This window comes from Halomonas pelophila (assembly GCF_040196315.1).
Classification (GTDB): Bacteria; Pseudomonadota; Gammaproteobacteria; order Pseudomonadales; family Halomonadaceae; genus Halomonas; species Halomonas pelophila.
On the sequence record NZ_JBEGCI010000001.1, the window covers coordinates 199,285 to 221,671 of the forward strand.

Consider the following 22,387-nt stretch of genomic DNA (forward strand, 5'->3'; position numbering starts at 1 on the left):
GCGCGAACGGTTGTGTCCGCCGCGGCCCGAGCCTAAGGTTGGCGGCTTTCTGCAATCCGCCACAGGAGCGCCCGGAGGTGACCCCATGATCGACGAGCACCGCGGGCGAGGCCGCCACGATTCCCTGATGCGCCCCCTGTCGGCGGATGACGACGCCAGCGGCTGGATGGTCAGCTATGTCGACATCATGACCCTGCTGGTGGCCCTGCTGGTGCTGATCATCACACTGGGTGAACTGGGCTCGGGGTCGGCCACACCGGAGGCCGCCGGGATTGAGGCGCCCATCGCGCCGGCGGCGACGCTCGATCTCGGCGTGCCGCTGCCCGAGCCGCTGCGGTGGGTCGTGGCCGAACGCGAGACGCTGGCCGCCGCGCGCGGTGACCTGTCGGCCCGGGCCATCACGGCGGCCCTCGGCGTGGCCGGCCTGCCGGGGGCGCGTCCCGCGCCGCCTCCGCCGCTGCTGGTGCTCCCGGGCATCCTGACGACACAAGACGAGGCGCAGAACGGGGCCGGCGCCGAGGGGCCGCAGTGGCTGATGTCGGCCGGTGTCGATCTCACCCGGCCGCTCTCCGACTACCTGGTGGTGCTCACCGACCGCCCCCCGGTCAGGGTCGAGGAGGTCGACGAGGCTGCCATCGCGGGCGCGCGTTTCGTGACCGAGGCGCTGGCGGAGGCTCCGTATCTGGCGGATCTGGACGGCATGGAGGTGTCGCGGATTCCCGAAGGCGTGCGGCTCAGAGTGGAGGACCGCCTGCTATTCCCGACCGCGGAAGCCGAGCTGACCGACGAGGGGCGTGCCCTGGTGGCCAAGCGGCTCTTCGAGATGGTCCGGCGTCACCCGGGAGAGGTGGCGGTGGAGGGGCACTCCGACAGCCGCGCGATCAGCACCGAGCGCTTCCCCTCCAACTGGGCGCTCTCCAGCGCTCGGGCCATCGCCATCGTCGAGGCGCTGGTAACGGCCGGCGTCGACCCGACCCGGCTGCGCGCCGTGGGCCTGGCCGATACCCGGCCCCTGGCCAGCAACGACAGCGCCGAGGGGCGCGCGCGAAATCGCCGGGTCGAGGTGGTGATCCAGGCGCGCTGATCCAGACTCGGCGCCGGCTCAGCGCGGGCTTTGCGTGGGTTTAACGAGGGTTTAACGAGAGCGCAGCAGCCGCTGCAGGTCGCCGTCGAGACCCAGCGAGAGGCCGCGGCTCGCCAGCACCCGATCAGTGCGCAGCTCCACCACGCGAAGTGCCAGGAAGAGACGCTCTTGGCCGTGGGCATAGGTGCCGAGCAGCATCGTCCGAGCGCCCGCGCTGGCCCCCAGGCGCCTCACCCGGCGCGTCAGCAGGCCGTCGTTGCCCTCCATGATCAGCAGCTGTCCGCCGTCGAGCAGCACCTCGCGCACCGTCATGCCGGCCCGCGCCAGCGCCGCGGCCGAGAGCTCCGCGGCGATGCGATCGAACGCCGTCGAGCCCCCCGTGCCTTTCACGTCGATGAACGAGGCCATGATCATCGGGCCCTGCTCGGTGAGCTCGGGAAACGTCTCGACCATCTCTTGCATGGCCACATCGAGGGCCTCGTCCAGCCCCGGGGCGGGCGGCGCGTTGTAGAGCGCGCGCTCATGATGGGCGCAGCCGGTCAGGCTCAGCAGCAGGAGCAGCAGCAGGCAGGCCAGGCGCAGGGGGTTGAGCATGATCAGGCATCTCCCGAGAGGATATCGCTCCCTTCTTCGGCGGATCACCCGGGAACTTGAAGGCGATCGAAGGAGAGGCCATGGCTCATGCCCGGCCCTCCGGCTGGCCTCGCGGGGCGATCAGGCGCCAACGTCGCTGGCGGGGCAGGAGTGGTAGAGTATTAGTAAACCCAGTGTGAGCGACACGCCAGCGGAACCCCCATGCCCAGTATCGACGTGGTGATCGAGCTTTCCCATGACGCCTGTCTGGCGCACTACACCGGGCAGGTGGCTCAGGTGCAGACCCGCAGCCTGGACGGCCGCCGGGTGGTGTTTCCCGCCGAGGCGCTGCGGCGCGTGGTGACTCGCGACGGCGTGCACGGGCGCTTCCGGCTGACCTTCACCGAGGCCGGGCGCTTCTGCGCGATCCACCGGCTTGGGGCGCCCTGAGCAGCCAGCGCTGCCGAACAGCGGTGTCTTCTCCCAATGAATGAGGCCGGAAACTGGTACCCCGGCGAAAATCCCCTCATCCTTTGAGTCATCAGGACAGGGTGGCGATGGATGGCGCCACGCCAGGCCAATCGTTGCCACGTGCAGGGAGCACACCGCCATGCCCTTCAAGACCCGCGATATCGCCCTGGATAGCTGGCTGCTGATGGTCTCGGCGGCCTTCGTGCTGATGGGGCTGGTCGGAATGGTGCAGTGGTGGCTCGCCCTCACGCCCACCCTGCTGATGCCGGATGCCGCCCTGGCCACCCTGCTCGGTGGTGGCGGCCTGCTGGGCGTGGTGCAGCAGTGGCGGCGAGTGCGCCTGGTCGCCGGTGTCGCGCTGCTGGCCCTGATGCTCTACACCCTGGCGCACAACCTCATGCTTGGCGGCAGCCAGGTGGGCGTCTCCTGGCTGTCGGGTGGCGCACGCGTCTCCTCCTGGTCGGCCGCCATGATGGCGATGGCGGCCTTTTGCGTCTCAGTGGGGGGCGGACGCCCCGAGCTGCGGCGGCTATGGCGGATGGCCGGGCTGCTGCTGCTGGGCTATGGCCTGTTGGTGCTCGGCGTGAGGCTTCTCGCGCCGGCCGGTGGCTTGGGCCTGCGGGAGATCAGCGCCTCTCCCTGGCTGGTGGTGCCGTTCGCGCTGCTCTATGGCACGGCCATGCTGGCGGTCAGCGCCAGGCGGGACTCGTCGCCCCTCGAGCTGGGGCGCTCGGCGGTCATGGCCGGCCTCGCCGGTGTCCTGGTCAGCAGCCTGGCGTGGTATCTGCTCAGCGGTCAGCAGCAGCAGCGCGTGCACCAGCAGGCGGAGCATCTGCTCGACAACGTCCGCCTCAATGCCGATCAGCTGATGCACTCTCACCTGAGGTTGATGCAGCGCATGGCCGAGCGCCTGGATGCCTCGGCAGCGGGGCATGAGGCCGCCGCGCCGATCCGCGACGCGGCCAACTACCTGCGTGACATCCCCAGCCTCGAGGTCATCGGTCTGCTGGATGAGCGTCGTGGTTGGCGCTGGCAGCAGGCGCGCAGCGACGAAGCGCGGCGCTGGTTGACGCGGCGGACCCAGGACGAGCGCGTCGGCGACTGGCTGAGCCTGCCCTTTCCCGAACCCCGCATGATGGTGCCCGACCAGGCGGCGCCGGGGTTGGCGATCCTGGCGATCGCCCTTCCGCGCCGCGACCAGCAGCTGGTGGCGGTGATGGACATGGCCACCCTCCTGGATCGCGAGCTGCGCGTCCAGCTGGATGACTTCCAGCTGAGCCTCGCCCGCGACGGCGAGGTGCTCACCGCCCTGGCCGGAACGGGGCGGGTCGCGGGCGAGGTGGCAGACGCGCCGGCCCTGGCGGCCCGCCACATGGGGCTTCCGGGGGGGACGATGCTCAGCCCCTCCGTGCAGGTCTGGCCCGGAATGAAGGGACTGCAGGCCGGCATGATGCCCTCGGCCGTGGCGATGGGCGGATTGACGCTGAGCTATCTGCTGGTCTTCAGCCTGGGCATGGTGCGCCTGGTGGTAGGGCGCTCCCGGGCGCTGATGGCGGCGCGGGAACAGCTCGAGCAGCAGCAGACCATCCAGGCGATGATCGTCGAGGAGGCGCCCCTCGACCAGACGCTCGAGGCCATCTGCCGGATGCTGGAAGCCCAGCTACAGGGCGGGATCTGCTCGATCATGCAGGCCGACGACGAGGGGCGCTGGCTGCATCTGGTCGCGGGCCAGCGCCTCTCGGCGGCCTACCGACAGGCGATCGCCGCGGTGGCCATCGGCGCGGATATCGGCGCCTGCGGTAGCTCCGCCCACCGCCGTGAGCTGGTGATCTGCAAGGATCTCGCCCGGGATTCCCGCTGGGCGAGATTTATCGATCTGGTCGAAAGCGAGGGGCTCAGGGCCTGCTGGTCCTACCCGGTGCTCTCCCGGGATGGTCGGCTGCTGGGCACCTTCGCCACCTACTACCGACGCCCGGCGGCGCCGGGCAGCAGCGAGCTCGAGCGCATCGTCCAGGCCGTGGACCTGGTGGCCCTGGCCATGGAGCGCGCCCAGGATCGGCGCTCGTTGTGGGAGAGCGAGCAGCGTTATCGGTCGCTGTTTACCTACAACCCGGAGGCGGTGTTCTCCATGGACCTGCAGGGCCACTTCGTCACCGCCAACGACAACTGCGCGGCCCTGACCGGCTATGCCGTCGACGCGCTGCTGGGCAGCCACTTTTCCGAATTCCTGCAGCCCCAGGACCTGACGGAGTTGCGGCAGACGTTCACGCTCGCGGAGGCCGGAGAGCCCCGCCGCTTCGAGCTGCAGGTGCCCCACCGCGACGGCACGCTACGTTGGCTGGATCTCACCACGCTGCCGGTGGTGGTCGATGAGCGCATCACGGGCATCTACGGCATCGCCAAGGACGTCACCCAGCGGCGGGAGTACGAGACCCGACTGAGGATCCTGGAGCGCGGCGTGGAGGCCAGCGTCAACGGCGTGTTGATCGCCGATGCGGGCGTGCCCGGCCTGCCGATCATCTATGCCAACGACGCCTTCCAGCGCATGACGGGCTATGCCCGGGAAGAGCTGATCGGCCGGAATGCGCGCTTCCTGCAGGGCAGTGAGACCGATCCGGCAGCCGTGCAGAAGATTCGCCGCGAACTGGCGCAACAGCGCGAGGTGCACGTCACCCTGTGCAACTATCGCAAGGACGGTACGCCGTTCTGGAACGATCTCTATATCTCCCCGGTGCGCGACGAGCAGGGGCGCGTCACCCACTACGTGGGCATCCAGCACGATATCTCCGAGCAGAAGGCCTACGAGGCGCATCTAGCCTATCACGCCGGCCATGATGCCCTGACGGGACTGGTCAATCGCACGCTGCTCGAGGACCGGCTGGTTCACGACGTCGAGCTGGCCAGGCGTCAGGGCAAGCGGCTGGCGGTGCTCTTCCTCGACCTCGACGAGTTCAAGCCAATCAACGATAGCCTTGGGCATGCCGTCGGCGATGAGCTGCTGCGCGGGGTCTCGCAGCGCCTGTCGGAGGCGATGCGGCCGGGCGATACCTTGGCGCGCCTGGGCGGCGACGAGTTCGTGGTGCTGCTGCCGGACCTGCACGACGGCGGGCAGGCGATGGAGGTGGCCAATCGCCTGCTGTCGATCGTGGCTCGCCCCTATCGGGTCGGCGAACATGAGCTCTCGCTGTCGTGCAGCATCGGCATCGCCGTCAGCAGCGCCGAGATTGCCCAGCCCCTCGAACTCATCCAGCAGGCTGACATGGCCATGTACCGGGCCAAGCAGCAGGGGCGCAACGCCTGCCAGTGGTTCACCCCCGAGATCATCCACCGAGCGGGCGATCGCGTAGCGCTGCGTAACGAGCTCCAGGAAGCGATCGAGGCACAAGCCTTCGAGCTCCACTATCAGCCGCTGATCGATCGCGATGGGAAGGTGGCGGGCGTGGAGGCGCTGCTCCGCTGGCCCCACCCCGTGCGCGGCTATGTCTCACCCGCCCAGTTCATTCCCCTGGCCGAGGAGACGGGACAGATCATCCCGATCAGCGAGTGGGTGCTGGCCAGGGCCTGCCGGGATCTGCGCCAGCTCGACGGGGTGGGGCAGGGCAGCCTGAACGTCGCGGTCAACCTCTCGCCGCTGCAGTTCCACCGCGCGAGCTTTCTCGGCAACCTGCGCGAGACCCTGGCGGTCATCGGATTGCCGGCGCCCAAGCTGTCGCTGGAGCTGACCGAGGGCATCCTGATGGACGATACCGAGGGCGCCATCGCGACCCTGCATGCCCTGAGGACGATGGGCGTGGGCGTCGCCATCGACGACTTCGGCACCGGCTTCTCCAGCCTCAGCTACCTCAAGAACCTGCCCATCGACCGGGTCAAGATCGATCGCAGCTTCGTCAGCGAGGTCGCCAACAGCGCGGAGGACGCGGCGATCATCCAGGGCATCATCTCCATGGCCCATCATCTCGGGCTCAAGGTGGTCGCCGAGGGTATCGAGCATGAGCAGCAGCATCAGCTGCTGTCGGCCCATGGCTGCGATCTCTTCCAGGGATATTACTTAGCCCGTCCCATGCCGCTCGAGTCGCTCATCGGCTTTCTCGCCGAGCATCGTCCGCTCTCGGTCGACCACTAGCCGGGGCCCGCGGAGGCGCCGCCTCCTCGCGAGCGTTAACTCAGTGTCGATACGCGCCTTGCGGTGGCTTATGCAAGGCGCGTCATGACGCCTACGCTTAAGGGATGGCTTTCAACAATGGCGACGGCCGCCGGGCCGGGATACCGGCCGCGAGTCCCGTCGCAGCGGCAGGAGAATTGATGGTGAATGAAGCAATCAGAGGTCTAGACGGCAATGACCATGGCAACCTGAGCGAGCTGCGCGAGCGGATCCGCGCCCACTATGCGGCCGACGAGGCCGAGGTGCTCAAGGCGCTGGTCGAGCGTATCCAGCTGTCGGACGAGGAGCGCCGACGGGTGGCCGAGGCCGGCGCCAACTACGTGGCGCGGGTGCGCAAGGAAACCTCGCCGAGCATGATGGAGTCGTTCCTGGCCGAATATGGGCTCTCCACCGCCGAGGGCGTCGGCCTGATGTGCCTGGCCGAGGCGCTCTTGCGCGTGCCCGACGCCGAGACCATCGACGACCTGATCCACGACAAGATCGAACCCTCCGACTGGGGCGCGCACCTCGGCAAGTCCTCCTCGTCGATGGTCAACGCCTCGACCTGGGCGCTGATGCTGACCGGCAAGGTGCTCGACGACGATCCCAAGGGGCCGGTGCGCGCGCTGCGCGGCCTGGTGCGTCGCATGGGCGAGCCGGTGGTGCGCACCGCGGTGGGCCAGTCGATGAAGATCCTCGGCCGCCAGTTCGTGCTCGGCCAGACCATCGACGAGGGCATTAAGAACGCCCGCGAGCTCGAGAAGCAGGGCTACACCTACTCCTACGACATGCTGGGCGAGGCGGCGCGGACCGATGAGGATGCGGTGCGCTACCATGAGGCCTATGCCAAGGCGATCGCCGCCATCGCCAAGCAGGCCAAGGGCGACGTGCGCGGCAGCCCCGGCATCTCGGTGAAGCTCTCGGCGCTGCATCCGCGCTATGAATACACCCACCGCGACACCGTGATGAGCGACCTCGTGCCGCGCGCCCGGGAGCTCGTCAAGCAGGCGGCCAAGGCCAATATCGGCTTCAACATCGATGCCGAGGAGCAGGACCGCCTGGACCTCTCGCTGGACGTGATCGAGGAGCTGCTCTCCGATCCGAGCCTCGCCGGCTGGGACGGCTTCGGGGTGGTGGTGCAGGCCTACGGGCGCCGCGCCGCGCCGATGATCGAGGCCCTCCATGAGATGGCCGAGCGCTTCGACCGCAAGATCATGGTGCGCCTGGTCAAGGGCGCCTACTGGGACACCGAGATCAAGCTGGCCCAGGAGATGGGCGTCGAGACCTTCCCGGTCTTCACCCGCAAGGTCAACACCGACGTCAGCTACATGGCCTGCGCGCAGATGCTGCTCGACCGGCGCGATCGCATCTACCCGCAGTTCGCGACCCACAACGCCCATACCTGCGCCGCCATCATCGCTATGGGGGGCGACGACAAGGACAGCTACGAGTTCCAGCGCCTGCACGGCATGGGCGAGTCGCTGCACCATATCGTCAAGCAGTCGGAGGGCACGCACTGCCGCATCTATGCCCCGGTCGGCGCGCACCGCGACCTGCTGGCCTACCTGGTGCGCCGCCTGCTGGAGAATGGCGCGAACTCCTCGTTCGTCAACCAGGTGGTAGACGACACCATCCCGCCGAGCGAGGTCTCCAAGGATCCGGTGGCCGAGATGCAGCGCCTGGGCGATGCCATCGCCAGCCCGTCGATCCGCCAGCCCGGCGAGCTGTTCGCCCCGGAGCGCAAGAACTCCCGGGGCTATCGGATCAACGAGCCGGCCTCGATCCGGCCGCTGCTGGCGGCGCGGGAGACCTTCGCCGATACCACCTGGACGGCCGGGCCGATGCTCGCCGGAGGGCCTGCTCCCCAAGGAGCCGCGCGCGATGCCCTGTCGCCCGCCGACACCTCGCGGGTGGTCGGCCAGGTCCATGAGGCGACCACGGAGGAGGTGACCGCCGCGCTGGATGCCGCCGAGGATGGCTTCAAGGAGTGGTCGGCGCGCCCGGCCGCCGAGCGCGCCGAGGTGCTGCGCCGCACCGCCGATCTGTACGAGGAGCACATCGCCGAGCTGACCGTGATCGCCACCCGCGAGGCCGGCAAGATGATGTTCGACGGCATCGCCGAGGTGCGCGAGGCGGTGGACTTCCTGCGCTACTACGCCAACGAGAGCGAGCGGCTCGAGGCCGAGGAGCCCGGCAGTGCCCGCGGCCTCTTCGTCTGCATCAGCCCGTGGAACTTCCCGCTGGCGATCTTCACCGGCCAGATCGCCGCCGCCCTGGGGGCCGGCAACGCCGTGCTCGCCAAGCCCGCCGAGCAGACCCCGCTGATCGCCGCCCGGGCCGTCGAGCTGATGCGCGAGGCCGGCCTGCCCGAGGCGGCGCTGCAGCTGCTGCCCGGCGACGGGCCGACGGTGGGTGGTCCCTTGACCAGTGACCCGCGCATCGCCGGCGTCTGTTTCACCGGTTCGACCGAGGTGGCGCAGATCATCCACAAGGCCCTCGCCAAGAACGCCGGCCCGGATGCGGTGCTGATCGCCGAGACCGGCGGGCTCAACGCCATGATCGTGGATTCGAGCGCGCTGACCGAGCAGGCGGTGCGCGACATCCTGATCTCCTCCTTCCAGTCGGCCGGCCAGCGCTGCTCGGCGCTGCGCATGCTCTACGTCCAGGAGGAGGCGCGCGAGCGGCTCCTGACCATGCTCGACGGCGCCATGGACGCGCTGGTGATCGGCGATCCGTGGAACACCGACACCGACGTCTCGCCGGTGATCGACGCCGAGGCCCAGGCCGATATCGACGCCTACGTGGCGAAGGCCCGCAAGGCCGGCAAGCTGCTCAAGACCCTGCCCGCGCCCAAGGAGGGCACCTTCGTCACCCCAGCGGTGGTCGAGGTTGGCGGCATCGATGACCTCGAGCGCGAGATCTTCGGGCCGGTGCTGCACGTGGCCACCTTCAAGGCGCGCGAGATCGACGAGGTGGTCGATGCGATCAATGCCAAGGGCTACGGCCTGACCTTCGGCCTGCATACCCGCATCGACGATCGCGTGCAGCAGATCGTCGAGCGGATCCACGTCGGCAACGTCTACGTCAACCGCAACCAGATCGGCGCCATCGTCGGCTCCCAGCCCTTCGGCGGCGAGGGGCTCTCGGGCACCGGACCCAAGGCCGGCGGGCCGCTCTACGTCACCCGCTTTCGCCGTACCGCCGAGGCCGAGCGCTTTGATGCCCCGACCGGCGATGCCGTGTCGCTCGGTGATCTGCAGTCGGCCCTCGACGGGCTCGATTCGCGCAACTGGGCGGCGCGGCCCGATCGGGTCGAGGTGCTGCGCCGGGCGCTCTCCGGCAAGCGCGGCGTGATCCGCAAGGCGCTGGCCGAGGCCGCGTCCTTGGACATGACGCCGCAGACGCTGCCGGGACCGACCGGGGAGAGCAACCGGCTGGCGATGTATCCCAAGGGGCCGGTGCTCTGCCTCGGCCCGACGCTGGAGATCGCCGTCGCCCAGGCGGTGCAGGCGCTCGGCGCCGGCTGCCCGGCGCTGATCGTCGCCCCGGGGGCGGCCGAGGCCGTACAGCCGTTGCAGGGTGCCGGGGCGCCGGTCGCCGGGCTCGATGGTCGCGTCTCGGCCGATACGCTGACCGCGGTCGAGGGCATCGTGGCAGTGGCCGCCGCCGGCAGCAGCGACTGGACCCGCGAGCTGCGCCTGGCGCTGGCCGAGCGCGAGGGGGCCATCGTGCCGCTGGAGACCCAGACCGTCGCGCCGGAGCGCTACGCGGTGGAGCGCCACCTCTGCATCGACACCACCGCCGCCGGCGGCAACGCCAGCCTGCTGGCCACGGCCGAGTAGGCTCACGGATCGACCGGTAGGAAATCGAAAGGGCCTGCGACATCGTCGCAGGCCCTTTTTTTGGATGTTTCGCAGCCCCTGGTGACGCCAGCGATGTGTGGGAGCGATGCTCGCCATCGCGAACCGCCGCGCAGCGGCGGCATGCGGCGTGCCGCTGACGCCGTCAGCCCCGCTTGAGCTTGAGCACCTCGGCCACGGCGTGGCTGCCCTGGTAGCGCGTGAACGCGGGCTCTTGCTGGTCGGCGCCGTACATCGCCATCCGGTCGGCCAGCTCGTTGCCCTCTACCCCGGCGTGGCCCTTGACGTGGGCGATGGCGACCTTCGCCTTGAGACGCTCGAAGAGGGCGTGGGTTGGCTGGATGATCTCCGGGTTCTTGATCGGCTGGCCGTCGGCCTTCTTCCAGCCGCGCTTCTTCCAGCCGCCGGCCCACTTGGTGATGGCGTTGATGGTGTAGGTGGAGTCGCAGTGGATGCGCACCGAGGCGCCCCGGGCGATCTCCTGTTCGGCCACTCGCAGCGCCTGATGAAAGGCATTGAGCTCGGCGGTGTTGTTGGTGCCCTGGGGGTTGTGCAGCCCATACCAGAGCTCGGCCAGCGCCCCCTCGCGGTAGACCACCATGCCCGAGCCGGCATCGCCGGGATTGGGCTCGCAGGCGCCGTCGCAGTAGATCTCGATATCGAAGCGCTGGGCCGGCTCATCGCGGGCCGGCGCCGCCTGGCGCGGGCGCGCAGCGCCCCTCGATGGCGTCGAGGCGGCCTCGCCCGAGGCCTTGGGCCGCTTGGCGGGCGCGGCGCCGCCCGGCCCCTTGGCGAAGGCGGCCTCGGCCTCCTCGCGGGAGGGGAAGGACTTGTAGCGGGCCTTGGGGTAGCCCTTCACCTGGCGACTGCACTCGTCCCAGCTGCTGAAGATGCCGGTCTGTCGCCCGACCCAGACGACATAGGACTTGGGGCCTTTCCGTGCTGCCATGCGGCGCTCCGTGGTGGTGTGGCTCGGTATCGATAAGGGCTGAGGCTGGCCGCACGCGATCCAGAAGGACCGTCGTTCGCCCTCGCTCGGCATGACGATCGGCACGCGGCGAGTCGCGCCGTCGCGACGCCGCTCATTCTACGGGAGGGGCGCGCGAGCTGCCGAGCTCGCTGCGCCGCCCTGGCTCTGGCGGGTGATTTTCGGGCAGTAATGTCGCTTTGTGTGTATTTAATGTCGCTTTAAGTCGAATCAAGCGGGTGGGATGCCCCCACACTGTCGCCATTCCCATCCTATAACCCCTGGAGGTCGACCATGAACCGCAACGTCATCCTGACCTGCGCCGTCACCGGCGCTGGCGACACCGCCGGCAAGAACCCCAATGTCCCGGTCACGCCGCAGCAGATCGCCGACAACTGCATCGAGGCCGCCCGCGCCGGCGCCAGCGTCGCCCACATCCACGTGCGCGACCCCGAGACCGGCGGCATCAGCCACTCCACCGAGCACTTCCGCGAGGTGATGGAGCGCGTTCGCGAGGCCGACGTCGACATCGTCATGAACATCACCGCCGGCGGCGGCGGCGACTGGGTGCCGGACGTCGAGGATCCGACCCGCGGCGGCCCGGGCACCGACATCCAGACCCCGGCCGAGCGCCATGCCCCGGTGGGCGAGCTGCTGCCCGAGCTCTGCACCCTGGACTGCGGCAGCCTCAACTTCGGCGACATGGTCTACGTCAACACCGCCGACTGGCTGCGCGAGCATGCTCGCCTGGTGCAGGCCGCCGGCGTCAAGCCCGAGCTCGAGTGCTTCGACCTGGGCCACGTCTGGTTCGCCCGCCAGCTGCAGCAGGAAGGCCTGCTCGACGGCGACCCGCTGTTCCAGCTCTGCCTGGGCATTCCCTGGGGCGCCGAGGCCGACACCGAGACCATGCTGGCGATGCGCAACAAGCTGCCCGAGACCGCCAACTGGGCGGCCTTCGGCATCGGCCGTCACCAGATGCCGATGGTCGCCCAGGCGATGCTGCTCGGCGGCCACGCCCGGGTCGGCCTGGAGGACAACCTCTACCTCGAGAAGGGCGTGATGGCCACCAACGGCGGCCTGGTCGAGAAGGCCGGCACCATCATCGAGAACCTCGGCGGTCGCATCATGACCCCGGCCGAGACCCGCGCGCACCTCAAGCTGCGCGACCCCAAGACCGGCAAGATCATGGGAGGTGAAGCATGAGCCAGCAGCTGACCGTCATCGGCACCGGCGTCATCGGTAACGGCTGGATCGCCCGGGCCCTGGCCCGCGGCTGGGACGTGGTCGCCTTCGATCCGGCCGAGGGCGCCGAGGCGCGCACCCGTGCCTTCGTCGACAACGCCTGGGGCTCGCTCGAGAAGCAGGGCCTGGCCGAGGGGGCGAGCCCCGAGCGGCTGCGCTTCGCCGCGAGCCTCGAGGCCGCCGTGGAAGGCGCCGACCTCATCCAGGAGAACGTGCCCGAGCGCCTCGAGCTCAAGCGCGAGATCCTCGCTGCGCTTGACGCCGCGGCTGCGCCGGACACGATCATCGGCTCCTCCACCTCGGGCTTCAAGCCTACCGATCTGCAGCGCGACTGCGCCAAGGTTCCGGGCCGGGTGATCGTCGCCCACCCCTTCAATCCGGTCTACCTGCTGCCGCTGGTCGAACTGGTGGGCGGCGAAGCCACCACCAGCGCGACTACTGACGCCGCCCAGGCGCTCTACCAGGGGCTGGCGATGCGCCCGCTGGTGGTCAAGCGCGAGATCGAGGGGCACATCGCCGACCGCCTGATGGAGGCGCTGTGGCGCGAGGCGCTGCACCTGGTCAACGATGGCGTGGCCACCACCGAAGAGATCGATGCCGCCGTGGTCTACGGCTGCGGCCTGCGCTGGTCGCTGATGGGCACCTTCCTGACCTTCCACCTGGCCGGCGGCGAGCAGGGCATGCGCCACATGCTCGAGCAGTTCGGCCCGGCGCTGAAGCTGCCCTGGACCAAGCTCGAGGCCCCGGAGCTCACTGATGAGCTGATCGACAAGGTGGTCGAGGGCTGCGAGTACCAGGCCGCCGGCCGTCCGGTCGCCGAGCTCGATCGCCGCCGCGACGACTTCCTGGTCGAGCTGCTCGGCCTGGTGCAGAAGTACTGGCCCGAGGCCGAAGGCCTGGAAGGGCGCATCTGATGGCCCTGATGGAAGTCCGCGTCGCCCCGGAGTGGGTCGACTACAACGGCCACATGAACGACGCCGAGTACGCGCGGGTGTTCTCGCTGGGCGTGGAGGCGCTGATGGACGCCATCGGCCTCGACGAGGCCGGTCGGGCGCGCCATGGCTACACCCTCTACACCCTGGAGACGCACCTCTGCTATCGCCGCGAGGTCCACGAGGGCCAGCCGCTGTCGGTCGAGGTGACGGTGCTGGCGCGCGATGCTAAGCGTCTGCACGTGTTCTTCACGATGCACGACAGCGAGGGCACGCTGCTGGCCACCAGCGAGCAGATGCTGATGGGCATCGACAGCGACGCCGGCCGCCCGGCGCCCTTCCCGGAGGCCGTGGCCGGCGTCATCGAGACGCTGCCCGCCGCCGCCGAGGGCGACTGGCCGGAACTCGCCGGCCGTCGCATCGGGCTGCCCGCCAAGCGCTGAGCGTCTTCGGCACCGACGCCAAGAATAACAATGAGGTACCGCCCGGCCGACGCCGGGCGGTTAACGGGATCGCCGGCCCGAGGCCCGGCTCAAGAGGACGACGTTATCACTACTCCAACTCCCCCCACTCCGCCGACACGCCGTGCCAGCCATGAGGTCGAGACCTCCACCGACTACATGGTCACCGAACTGTCCCAGGACGGCTTCTTCAGCGGCATGCACAAGGGCATGACCATCACCGCCGCGCTGCTGGTGCTCGGCTTCGTGCTCTTCACCGGCGTGATGCCGGACCTCGCCAGCGGCCTGTTCGGCACCACGCGTGCCTGGATCGAGACCACCTTCAGCGGCTACTACCTGATCACCGTGATGCTGCTGCTGGTGGTCTGCGCCTATATCGTGCTCAGCCGCCATGGCAGCGTGCGCCTGGGACCCGATGACAGCCGGCCCGACTTCAGCAACTTCGCCTGGTTCTCGATGCTGTTCTCCGCCGGCATCGGCATCGGCATCCTGTTTTTCGGCGTCGCCGAACCGATCTTCTACTTCGACAACACCGGTGCCTTCGGCTACCCCAACAACCCCCATGCCGACATGGCCGGCGCCGCCGCCATGAACCACGAGCGCGCCATCGATGCGCTGCGCGTCTCGGTGTTCCACTGGGGACTGCACGGCTGGGCGATCTACGTGATCGTCGGCATGTCGCTGGCCTACTTCGCCTACCGCAAGGGCCTGCCGCTGGCGCTGCGTTCGGCGCTCTATCCGTTCATCGGTGAGCGTATCTTTGGCCCCATCGGCCACGCCGTGGATATCCTCGGCGTGCTCGGCTGCGTGTTCGGCGTCGCCACCTCGCTGGGGCTCGGCGTCAGCCAGATGGCCGTGGGCCTGGAGCGCCTGGTCGGCACCGACCCGGGGCTCAATACCCAGCTGGTGCTGATCGCCGCCATCTCGGCGGTGTCGGTCATCTCGGCGGTCTCCGGGGTCCAGCGCGGCATCAAGATCATCTCGGAGATGAACATCTGGGTCTCGGTGGCCGTGGTCGCGACCTTCCTGATCGGCGGCCCGACCCTGTGGCTGATCGGCGCCTTCGGCGAGACCGTGCTCGACTACGCCATCAACTTCATCCCCATGGGGCTGTGGTTCGCCGACGACCCCGGCACCACCGAGTGGCAGCAGGGCTGGACCATCTTCTACTGGGGCTGGTGGCTGGCCTGGGCGCCGTTCGTTGGCATCTTCATCGCGCGTATCTCGCGCGGCCGTACGCTGCGTGAATTCGTGCTCGGCGTGCTGCTGGTGCCGACGATGATCATCTTCGTCTGGCTGATCATCTTCGGTGGCAACGCCCTGCACCAGGAGCTCACCGCCGCCGGCGGCCCGGGCAGCGGCGGCATCATCGAACTGGTCAACGCCTGGAACCTGCCCGCCGCGCTGTTCGCCAGCGCCGACGGCATCGCCGGCACCGGGGCCTTCGGCTGGGTGCTCTCGGCGCTGATGGTGTTCCTGCTGATGAGCTGGTTCGTCACCTCCTCGGACTCCGGCACCCTGGTGCTGACCACCATCCTGTCGCTGGGCAACGAGGAGCCGCCGCAGCGCTTCCGCGTGTTCTGGGGCGTGGTGATCGGCCTGGTGGCGGCGGCGCTGCTGATGGCCGGCGGCCTCAAGGCGCTGCAGACCGCGCTGATCGCCGCGGCCCTGCCGCTGAGCGTGGTGATCCTGGTGATGACCGCGGGCGTGCTGGTCTCGCTCTTCCGCGAGTCGCGTCGCCGCATCGGGGCGACCCAGCACCGGTAACCCGACGCCGCGTTCACGCGCGGGTCGAAGAAGGCGGCCGAGATCCCCCGGGATCTCGGCCGCTTTCGTTGCACCGTCCCGGCCGCCTACAATCGGCGCTCGATCCCGATTCCCTCTTGCCAGGTACTCCATGCGACTGAAGCCCCCCGCGTCCTCCCCGGAGCGTCTCGGTTTCCTGCTGCTGCCGCGCTTCGCCATGGTGGCCTTCTTCTCGGCCATCGAGCCGCTGCGCATTGCCAACCGCATCAGCGGGCAGACGCTCTTCCAGTGGGACCTGGTCAGCCGCGACGGCGGGCCGGTCGAGGCCTCCAACGGCATGACCCTGGCGGTCGACGTTAGCCTTTCGAACGCGCCGTTGGCACCGAGCCTGGCGGTCTGCGCGAGCTTCGCCCCGGACGCCGCCGTCGACGCCGCGCTGCTCGACTGGCTGCGCGAGCGGTCCGCGCACGGCGTCACCCTGGGCGGCATGGACACCGGCTGCTTCGTGCTGGCCGCCGCCGGCCTGCTCGCCGACCAGACGGTGACCCTGCACTGGGAGAGCCTGCCGGAGTTTCGCGAGCGCTTCCCCGACATCGAGGCGGTGGAGTCGGTCTTCGAGGTCACGCCGAGCGGCTTCTCCTGCGCCGGCGGCAGCGCGGCCATCGACATGAGCCTCGACCTGATCCGGCGGCGACACGGCGACGACCTGGCCGATCGGGTCCGCGAGCAGCTCGTCCACCACCAGGGCCGCCGGCCGGCGAGCCGCCAGCGCGGCCTGCCTGGCCAGGGCCTCGACCCGCTGCTCCATCGCGCCATCGTGCTGATGGAGGATCACCTGGAGGCGCCGCTGAGCATCCGCGCGCTGGCCGACGAGCTGGGGCTCGGCTGGCGCCGCCTGGAGCGCCTCTTCGAGCGGGACCTGGCCTGTTCGCCCCAGCGCTTCTACGTGGAGCGCCGCCTGGCCCACGCCCACCGGCTGCTGCGCGAGACGCGCCACCCGGTCACCCAGATCGCCCTGGCCAGCGGCTTCGCCTCTGCCTCGAGCTTCACCCGCGCCTTCCGGCGCCACCATGGCGTGACGCCCAGCCAGCTGCGCCGCGGCCTCGAGCCGAGCTGACTGTCGAATCCTGCACAGTGGGTGTCGAATCGGGTCGCATCGCGTCCCGCTTCGGCTGTCATCCTGTGGCCATGCTCAACGCCAACGGGAGTCACCCCATGACCACGCTACCGCTTACCCCCGATTACGACGCCTGGCCCATCGAGGCCGATCTCGAGAGCGTCTCTTTCACGCCGCGCCTGGTGACGGTGCAGTGGAGCGACGGCCGGGTCAGCCGCTACCACAGCGTCTGGCTGCGCGAGAACGCCGCCGACGACACCACCGTCAACCCGGCGACCCGCGAGCGCATCCTGGACCTCTCCACGCTGCCCGCCTGGCCGGAGGTCGAGGGCGCCGAGATCGACGCCGCCGGCGCGCTCTGCGTGGACTTCGCCGTGGAGGATCGCCGCCTGCGCTTCCACCCCGGCTGGCTGCGCGCCCACGACTACGACAACCTCCACGACGCCGACGCGCCGCTGGTGCCGGTGACTCACTGGCAGGGCGGCCCCGAGGCCGGCCCGGATACCCTCTCCGCCGCCGGGCTGCTCGACACCGCACCGGACAGCGAGGCCGAGGAGGCGATCCTCGCCCCGGCGCTCGAGAGCGTGCTCGCCAAGGGCCTGGTGCGCCTGCGCGACCTGCCCACCGAACCCGGCTCCCTGGAGGCCATCGCGCATCGCATCGGCCCGATCCGCGATACCAACTTCGGCGGCCTGTTCAACGTCCAGGCCAAGCCGGACCCGGATTCCAACGCCTATACCTCCATTGCCCTGCCGCCGCATACTGACCTGCCGACCCGCGAGTACCATCCCGGCCTGCAGATGCTGCACTGCCTGGAGAACAGCGTCGAAGGTGGCCAGGCGGTGATGCTCGACGGCTTCGCCGTGGTCGAGGCGCTGCGCGACCGCCACCCCGAGGCCTGGGCGACCCTGACGCGGGTGCGCTGGTGCTACGCCAACACCGCCAAGACCAGCGACTACGTCTGGTTCGAGCCGATGATCCGCCTGGATGCCCGGGGCGAGCTGCTCGAGGTGCGCATCGCCGACTTCCTGCGCGGCCCGTTGCAGACCGCCTTCGAGGACGTCGAGCCGGCCTACGAGGCGCTGATGACCCTGCAGCGCCTGCTGAGCGACCCGGCCTTCGCGATCCGCTTCACCTACCATCCCGGGGACCTGGTGATCTTCGACAACCGCCGCCTGCTGCACGCCCGGGACGCCTTCGAGGGCAGCACCGGCAGCCGCTGGCTGCAGGGCTGCTACATGGAGCGCGACGAGATCCGCTCGCGCTACCGCATGATCCAGCGCGCCCGGCGCCGTCGGCGGGTCACCGCCGAGGCCTGAGCCCCCCGGTGAACGCGAAAACGAGATCGCCCCGGCACTTGCCGGGGCGATCTCGTTGGGTGGCTGCTAAGAGTGGCGTTAAAGGCCGCGTCAGAGCGTCATGAAGGGCGCGTCCTGGCGGTCGGTGAACTGGTAGACCTCGTAGGGCGAGCGCTGGGGGCCGGGCATGCCGGGGGTACCGACGGGCATGCCCGAAAGGCCAATGCCGTCGATCGCCGGGCGCTCCTCGAACAGCCGCTCCACGGCCGCCATCGGCACGTGGCCCTCGATCACGTAGTCGCCCATCGTGACGGTGTGGCAGGAGCCGAGCCCGTAGGGCACGCCGGTGGCCTGCTTGACCTGGCCGAGCGGCCGGTCATCGACCACCGTGACCTCGACGCCCAGCGCCTCGAGGTGCCGGGCATAGCCGTCGCAGCAGGCGCACTGCGGGTTCTTGTAGAGCGTGGCCTGGGTCGGCAGGGCGGCCTGGGCGGTGCCGGCACCCAGCAGCAGGGCGGCGGACAACAGCAGCGGCGGGGTGAGGCGGCTCATGAGCGATCCTCCCGGGAACGGTGCGACGTGAACAGGTACTTGGCGAGGGAGGCGATGCCGAGGCCCAGCAGCAGCAGGACGGCGAGCGGCATCAGCCAGCCCATCCAGCCCATGGAGCCCATCAGGGCGAAGCAGTCGGTGGTCATCATGGTGTGACTCCTGACGAGAGTGCGGAAAGGTCCGGTGGCGGGCGAGAGGCCGGCGTCACCGAGGCGCGAAGGTGCCGTCAGGGTCTGGGAGGGGGCCGGGCCGGCAGGGGAATGAAGTCGACCAGTGCCGGGCCGGCGGTGTCGGCCAGGGTGTCGGCCGCGCTGGCGGCGATGAGAGGCACGGCGGCCATGGCCGCGCAGGCGCCGCAGTCGGCGTCACCGCCCGCCAGCATCTCGGCCTGGGGCACCGAACAGTCGTTGGCGCAGGCGTCCATCGCCGCGTGGCCCGAGAGGCTCGCCACCGACAGCAGCACCGCGAGCAGCAGCGCCAGCAGGCGTTGGCCTCGTCGGGGATGCGGGTGTCGAGCCGGTGCGGTCATGGGTTACCTCGTCGTGGTCGCCTCATTGTGGGCCCAATGGGCGACCGGCCATCTTGATCCAGCGCAAGGGATGGCCGCGTCGCCGGCGGGGCCCGCCGAGAGGCGGGATCAGGGCTGGCGCTGCTGGCCGGGGGTGCGCTGCTTGAGCTGCTCACGCTGCTCGTCGGTCAGCAGATCCTGCAGCTGATTGTGCAGGCGCACCTGGTCCGCCATCATCTCGCCCTGCAGCTCGGCCATCTGGCGTTGGAGTGCCTGGAGTTCCTCGGGATCCGGGCGCTCTGCGCGCATCAGCAGCGCCATGTCGTCGCGCAGGTTCATCATCTCGCCCATGTGCGCGAAGTGGGTGGTGCGATGCTGCTGACGCATCTCGCGCAGGGTGCCCAGCTGCTCCTCGTCGAGCAGGTCGGCCATGCCGCCCATCATCATGCCGGGGCCCATGCCGCCCTGGCCGCCCATCATCATGCCGGGGCCCATGCCGCCCTGGCCGCCCATCATCATGCCGGGGCCCATGCCGCCCTGGCCGCCCATCATCATGCCGGGCCCCATGCCGCCCTGGCCGCCCATCATCATGCCGGGGCCCATGTAGCCCTGGCCGCCCTGCATCATGCCGGGTCCCATGTAGCCCTGGCCGCCCTGTGGCGTGCCCTGGGCGGAAGCGGCACCGCTGGCGGCAATGCTCAGGCCGGCGGCCAGGGCGATGGCGATGACTCGTTGGTATTTGACCATGATCGTTCTCCTCATCGTGCGTATGGTAGGAACGTCGACTCCCCCTGAGGGGAAGACGCTGGCAACTTTCGTTATGAGCTTACAACCATTGGGTCGCCCAGAGGTCAAGGATCTCGCGGGGGCCCGATATCGATACCCGGTTTCAGTCTCGTTTCAGGTTGCTAGGGTACAACGGACACTCCCCGATACGACGCGAGAGGTACCCGCGATGCGCAAGACGCTACTGGCCCTGACCCTGGGGCTCGTCACCAGCACCGCCTTCGCCGCCGGCGAGCACGGTGGTTCCCATGCGCCGGCCGGCAACGCCGAGATCGACCGCACCATCCGCCTCGAGGCGGGCGACATGTGGTTCGACGCCGAATCGCTGGACGTGGCGCCCGGTGCCACGATCCGCTTCGAGATCACCAACACCGGTAATCTAGCCCATGAGTTCGTGATCGGCGATGCCGAGGCGCAGGCGGCTCACCGCGAGATGATGCAGCAGATGAGCGGCGGCCATGGCCACGAAGGGCATGGCGGTCACGACATGGCCGAGGGACAGCACGGCGGCCAGATGCCCGCCGTGACCCTCGCCCCGGGAGAGCGCGCCGAACTCGTCTGGACCGCCCCCCAGAATGTGGATAGCCTCGAATACGCCTGCAACATCCCCGGCCACTACGAGTCCGGCATGTCGGGTAACATCGATCTCCAGGGGTGATGCACCATCCATGAAACTGTTGCTTCTCGAAGATGACGACCTGCTGGCCGAGAGCCTGGTCGAGTGCCTCAGGGACAACGGTTATCGCACGGATCTGGCCACGTCATTGCACGTGGCCGGCTCGCTCATGGCCACCGAGCAGTACGAGCTCGCGATCCTCGATCTCGGCCTGCCGGACGGTTCGGGACTGGCGCTGCTGAAGCAGTGGCGCCAGGCCGGCCATGACCTGCCGGTGCTGATCCTCACCGCCCGCGACACCTGGGAAGACAAGGTGATCGGCCTCGAAAGCGGCGCCGACGACTACCTGACCAAGCCCTTCCACGACGCCGAGCTCATCGCCCGGATCATGGCGCTGCTGCGCCGCAAGTCGGGGCGACTCTCCCAGCAGCTGACCCAGAGCGGCGTCTCGCTGGACGAGGCGAATCGCTGCGTGCGCCTCGACGACGGCCCCTGGCAGTCGCTCACCGGCACCGAGTTCCTGCTGCTGCGCTACTTCATGCACCACCCCGGGCGGGTGCTCTCCAAGGAGCAGCTGCTCCATCAGCTCTACGCCCTGGAGCAGGACGCCGCGGCACCCAACCTCATCGAGGTCTACATCGCGCGGCTGCGGCGCTACCTCGGCAAGGCGATCATCCAGACCCGACGCGGCCAGGGCTATGTCTTCGTGGCGCGTTGATCGGCGCAGTCTGCGCGTTCGGCTGCTCGCCTGGCTGTCGGGCATCGCCCTGGTGGTGACCGGGATGACCTGGCTCCTGCACGGCATCCTGCTCAACGACCTGGCCCGCGACTTCCTCGGCGCGCGCCTGGAGCGCGAGGCGGCCCACGCCATCGAGCAGCTGCGCCGCGAGGAGCGCGGCATTGCCGGCGTGCTGGAGTCGGCCAGTCGCGGCTTCCAGGTCTTCCACCATCTCTACGTGCTGCGCCTCGGTGACGAGCTGTCGGCCTCCGACCCGCACTGGCAGGCGGCGCTGGAGCCGCTGCTCGAGACCTCGACCAGGCGCCTGGTCGAGGTGCGGGAGGATGGCCAGCATCTGCTGGTCCATCGTCAGGCGTTCATGCTCGACGGCGAGCCCGGCGTGCTGCTGATCGGCGAGGACTTCTCCCAGGTCGAGGCGGGCCTCCACCGGCTGCATTGGTGGGTCGGCGGCATCGCCGCGGCGGTGCTGGTGATGCTGGTGGCGCTCAACCTGCTGGCGGTCAATCGGGGGCTGATCCCCCTCACGCGGCTGCGCGACCAGCTGGGGGAGCTGCGCCGCGGCGAGCGCGAGCGGCTCTCCCCGGACGTGCCCTCCGAGCTGGACGGCCTGGTCGTCCAGCTCAACCACTTCATGGACGAGATCGACGCCCGCCTGCAGCGCTCCCGCGACTCGGTGGCCAACCTCTCCCACGCCCTCAAGACGCCGCTGGCGGCGGTCACCCAGGTGCTGCGCGGCGCGCGCCCCATCGACGATACCCGTCGCCGGCGGATGGTGGAGCGGCTCGAGGCGGTGCACGGCCAGCTGGATGCCGAACTGCGCCGCGCGCGAATCGCCGGCCCCCAGGCCGGGCAGATGGCCGAGCTTCGCCGCGACGGCACGCGGCTGGTCGAGATGTTCCGCACCCTCTATCCCGACACGCGCTTCGACCTGCACCTGCCCGCCCAGCGGGATCTTCGGGTCCCGATCGAATCCCAGGATCTCTCCGAGATGCTCGGCATCGTGCTGGACAACGCCGGCAAGTGGGCCGCCGGCGAGGTCCACTGCCGGCTGTGCCTGGCGCAGGGCCTCACCCTGCGCGTCGAGGACGACGGGCCGGGGGTGGCCGAGGCGGACCTGGCGCGCCTGGGGCAGCGCGGCACCCGCCTGGACGAGCGCCGTCCCGGCTACGGCCTGGGGCTCTCGATCCTGCACCAGCTGCTGGCCCGCTACGCGGGGCGGGTCGACTTCGCGCCGAGCCCCCTGGGCGGGCTGCGCGTGACGATCAGGGTGCCGCTCGAGGCGAGCCCGCCCTGA

19 protein-coding genes are annotated in these 22,387 nt (G+C 69.6%); 13 read left to right on the forward strand and 6 right to left on the reverse strand.

Annotated elements, in window-relative coordinates; genetic code table 11:
• The first annotated feature begins 85 nt into the window (after nt 1–85).
• Entirely contained in the window at nt 86–1,084 is a 999-nt protein-coding gene (locus tag ABE957_RS00930) for an OmpA family protein (RefSeq protein WP_349756762.1), read from the forward strand.
• A gap of 51 nt (nt 1,085–1,135) precedes the next feature.
• On the opposite strand, the gene ABE957_RS00935 is transcribed toward ABE957_RS00930, so the two are convergent.
• Nucleotides 1,136–1,678, reverse strand: a complete 543-nt coding sequence (locus ABE957_RS00935) for a FlgO family outer membrane protein (protein ID WP_349756763.1) — start codon at nt 1,676–1,678, stop codon at nt 1,136–1,138.
• 201 nt (nt 1,679–1,879) lie between these two features.
• Here ABE957_RS00935 and ABE957_RS00940 point away from each other — a divergent pair, with 201 nt between their 5' ends.
• The 3 genes from ABE957_RS00940 (at nt 1,880) to putA (ending at nt 10,111) form a co-directional block, all read left to right on the forward strand.
• Nucleotides 1,880–2,107 (forward strand): DUF2835 domain-containing protein, encoded by a 228-nt coding sequence (locus ABE957_RS00940; protein WP_349756764.1) that lies wholly within the window; start codon nt 1,880–1,882, stop codon nt 2,105–2,107.
• Nucleotides 2,108–2,267: 160 nt separating this feature from the next.
• Nucleotides 2,268–6,251 carry an EAL domain-containing protein gene (locus ABE957_RS00945; protein ID WP_349756765.1) on the forward strand — a complete coding sequence of 1,328 codons (3,984 nt, stop codon included), beginning with the start codon at nt 2,268–2,270 and terminating at the stop codon, nt 6,249–6,251.
• A 179-nt stretch (nt 6,252–6,430) separates the two neighbouring features.
• The gene (gene putA, locus ABE957_RS00950; RefSeq protein WP_349756766.1) at nt 6,431–10,111 is read left to right on the forward strand and encodes a bifunctional proline dehydrogenase/L-glutamate gamma-semialdehyde dehydrogenase PutA; all 3,681 of its coding nucleotides are present in this window, start codon (nt 6,431–6,433) and stop codon (nt 10,109–10,111) included.
• Nucleotides 10,112–10,274: 163 nt separating this feature from the next.
• Here putA and ABE957_RS00955 read toward each other — a convergent pair whose 3' ends face one another.
• Nucleotides 10,275–11,078, reverse strand: coding sequence for a ribonuclease H family protein (locus ABE957_RS00955; protein WP_349756767.1), 804 nt, complete (start codon nt 11,076–11,078; stop codon nt 10,275–10,277).
• Nucleotides 11,079–11,390: 312 nt separating this feature from the next.
• Between ABE957_RS00955 and ABE957_RS00960 the strand changes: the two genes are divergently transcribed.
• The 6 genes from ABE957_RS00960 to ABE957_RS00985 all read left to right on the forward strand — a co-directional run bounded on the left by ABE957_RS00960 (nt 11,391) and on the right by ABE957_RS00985 (nt 17,913).
• The gene (locus ABE957_RS00960) at nt 11,391–12,299 is read left to right on the forward strand and encodes a beta-keto acid cleavage family enzyme (protein ID WP_349756768.1); all 909 of its coding nucleotides are present in this window, start codon (nt 11,391–11,393) and stop codon (nt 12,297–12,299) included.
• Nucleotides 12,296–13,252: an L-carnitine dehydrogenase gene (locus ABE957_RS00965; RefSeq protein WP_349756770.1), complete on the forward strand. Its 957-nt coding sequence runs from the start codon at nt 12,296–12,298 to the stop codon at nt 13,250–13,252. The genes ABE957_RS00960 and ABE957_RS00965 overlap by 4 nt, the downstream gene beginning before the upstream one ends.
• On the forward strand, nt 13,252–13,713 hold the full coding sequence (locus ABE957_RS00970; protein WP_349756771.1) for a thioesterase family protein: 462 nt from the start codon (nt 13,252–13,254) through the stop codon (nt 13,711–13,713). Before ABE957_RS00965 ends, ABE957_RS00970 begins: the two co-directional genes overlap by 1 nt.
• 177 nt (nt 13,714–13,890) lie before the next feature.
• A complete protein-coding gene (locus ABE957_RS00975; RefSeq protein WP_349756773.1) occupies nt 13,891–15,498 on the forward strand; it encodes a BCCT family transporter in 1,608 nt (535 codons plus the stop codon).
• A gap of 130 nt (nt 15,499–15,628) precedes the next feature.
• Nucleotides 15,629–16,594, forward strand: coding sequence for a GlxA family transcriptional regulator (locus tag ABE957_RS00980; protein WP_349756774.1), 966 nt, complete (start codon nt 15,629–15,631; stop codon nt 16,592–16,594).
• A 98-nt stretch (nt 16,595–16,692) separates the two neighbouring features.
• Complete coding sequence (locus ABE957_RS00985; protein ID WP_349756775.1) at nt 16,693–17,913, forward strand: TauD/TfdA family dioxygenase; 1,221 nt, start codon at nt 16,693–16,695, stop codon at nt 17,911–17,913.
• 90 nt (nt 17,914–18,003) lie between these two features.
• On the opposite strand, the gene ABE957_RS00990 is transcribed toward ABE957_RS00985, so the two are convergent.
• The 4 genes from ABE957_RS00990 to ABE957_RS01005 form a co-directional block, all read right to left on the reverse strand.
• Nucleotides 18,004–18,444 carry a DUF411 domain-containing protein gene (locus ABE957_RS00990; protein WP_349756776.1) on the reverse strand — a complete coding sequence of 147 codons (441 nt, stop codon included), beginning with the start codon at nt 18,442–18,444 and terminating at the stop codon, nt 18,004–18,006.
• Nucleotides 18,441–18,593 (reverse strand): hypothetical protein, encoded by a 153-nt coding sequence (locus ABE957_RS00995; protein WP_349756777.1) that lies wholly within the window; start codon nt 18,591–18,593, stop codon nt 18,441–18,443. Before ABE957_RS00995 ends, ABE957_RS00990 begins: the two co-directional genes overlap by 4 nt.
• A 77-nt stretch (nt 18,594–18,670) precedes the next feature.
• Entirely contained in the window at nt 18,671–18,973 is a 303-nt protein-coding gene (locus tag ABE957_RS01000; RefSeq protein WP_349756778.1) for a hypothetical protein, read from the reverse strand.
• A 108-nt stretch (nt 18,974–19,081) separates the two neighbouring features.
• Nucleotides 19,082–19,699, reverse strand: a complete 618-nt coding sequence (locus ABE957_RS01005; protein WP_349756779.1) for a Spy/CpxP family protein refolding chaperone — start codon at nt 19,697–19,699, stop codon at nt 19,082–19,084.
• Nucleotides 19,700–19,907: 208 nt separating this feature from the next.
• Here ABE957_RS01005 and ABE957_RS01010 point away from each other — a divergent pair, with 208 nt between their 5' ends.
• Genes ABE957_RS01010 through ABE957_RS01020 form a run of 3 tightly spaced genes read left to right on the forward strand, consistent with a single transcriptional unit; the run spans nt 19,908 to nt 22,387 of the window.
• Nucleotides 19,908–20,396 carry a cupredoxin domain-containing protein gene (locus ABE957_RS01010; RefSeq protein WP_349756780.1) on the forward strand — a complete coding sequence of 163 codons (489 nt, stop codon included), beginning with the start codon at nt 19,908–19,910 and terminating at the stop codon, nt 20,394–20,396.
• A gap of 10 nt (nt 20,397–20,406) precedes the next feature.
• Nucleotides 20,407–21,072 carry a response regulator transcription factor gene (locus tag ABE957_RS01015; RefSeq protein ID WP_349756781.1) on the forward strand — a complete coding sequence of 222 codons (666 nt, stop codon included), beginning with the start codon at nt 20,407–20,409 and terminating at the stop codon, nt 21,070–21,072.
• Complete coding sequence (locus ABE957_RS01020) at nt 21,053–22,387, forward strand: ATP-binding protein (RefSeq protein WP_349756782.1); 1,335 nt, start codon at nt 21,053–21,055, stop codon at nt 22,385–22,387. The genes ABE957_RS01015 and ABE957_RS01020 overlap by 20 nt, the downstream gene beginning before the upstream one ends.

Bases quoted from the DNA above. Each gene is read 5' to 3' on its own strand.
- ABE957_RS00930 (WP_349756762.1), top strand. From the start codon at position 86: ATGATCGACGAGCACCGCGGGCGAGGCCGCCACGATTCCCTGATGCGC.
- ABE957_RS00935 (WP_349756763.1), bottom strand. From the start codon at position 1,678: ATGCTCAACCCCCTGCGCCTGGCCTGCCTGCTGCTGCTCCTGCTGCTG.
- ABE957_RS00940 (WP_349756764.1), top strand. From the start codon at position 1,880: ATGCCCAGTATCGACGTGGTGATCGAGCTTTCCCATGACGCCTGTCTG.
- ABE957_RS00945 (WP_349756765.1), top strand. From the start codon at position 2,268: ATGCCCTTCAAGACCCGCGATATCGCCCTGGATAGCTGGCTGCTGATG.
- putA (WP_349756766.1), top strand. From the start codon at position 6,431: ATGGTGAATGAAGCAATCAGAGGTCTAGACGGCAATGACCATGGCAAC.
- ABE957_RS00955 (WP_349756767.1), bottom strand. From the start codon at position 11,078: ATGGCAGCACGGAAAGGCCCCAAGTCCTATGTCGTCTGGGTCGGGCGA.
- ABE957_RS00960 (WP_349756768.1), top strand. From the start codon at position 11,391: ATGAACCGCAACGTCATCCTGACCTGCGCCGTCACCGGCGCTGGCGAC.
- ABE957_RS00965 (WP_349756770.1), top strand. From the start codon at position 12,296: ATGAGCCAGCAGCTGACCGTCATCGGCACCGGCGTCATCGGTAACGGC.
- ABE957_RS00970 (WP_349756771.1), top strand. From the start codon at position 13,252: ATGGCCCTGATGGAAGTCCGCGTCGCCCCGGAGTGGGTCGACTACAAC.
- ABE957_RS00975 (WP_349756773.1), top strand. From the start codon at position 13,891: ATGGTCACCGAACTGTCCCAGGACGGCTTCTTCAGCGGCATGCACAAG.
- ABE957_RS00980 (WP_349756774.1), top strand. From the start codon at position 15,629: ATGCGACTGAAGCCCCCCGCGTCCTCCCCGGAGCGTCTCGGTTTCCTG.
- ABE957_RS00985 (WP_349756775.1), top strand. From the start codon at position 16,693: ATGACCACGCTACCGCTTACCCCCGATTACGACGCCTGGCCCATCGAG.
- ABE957_RS00990 (WP_349756776.1), bottom strand. From the start codon at position 18,444: ATGAGCCGCCTCACCCCGCCGCTGCTGTTGTCCGCCGCCCTGCTGCTG.
- ABE957_RS00995 (WP_349756777.1), bottom strand. From the start codon at position 18,593: ATGATGACCACCGACTGCTTCGCCCTGATGGGCTCCATGGGCTGGATG.
- ABE957_RS01000 (WP_349756778.1), bottom strand. From the start codon at position 18,973: ATGACCGCACCGGCTCGACACCCGCATCCCCGACGAGGCCAACGCCTG.
- ABE957_RS01005 (WP_349756779.1), bottom strand. From the start codon at position 19,699: ATGGTCAAATACCAACGAGTCATCGCCATCGCCCTGGCCGCCGGCCTG.
- ABE957_RS01010 (WP_349756780.1), top strand. From the start codon at position 19,908: ATGCGCAAGACGCTACTGGCCCTGACCCTGGGGCTCGTCACCAGCACC.
- ABE957_RS01015 (WP_349756781.1), top strand. From the start codon at position 20,407: ATGAAACTGTTGCTTCTCGAAGATGACGACCTGCTGGCCGAGAGCCTG.
- ABE957_RS01020 (WP_349756782.1), top strand. From the start codon at position 21,053: ATGTCTTCGTGGCGCGTTGATCGGCGCAGTCTGCGCGTTCGGCTGCTC.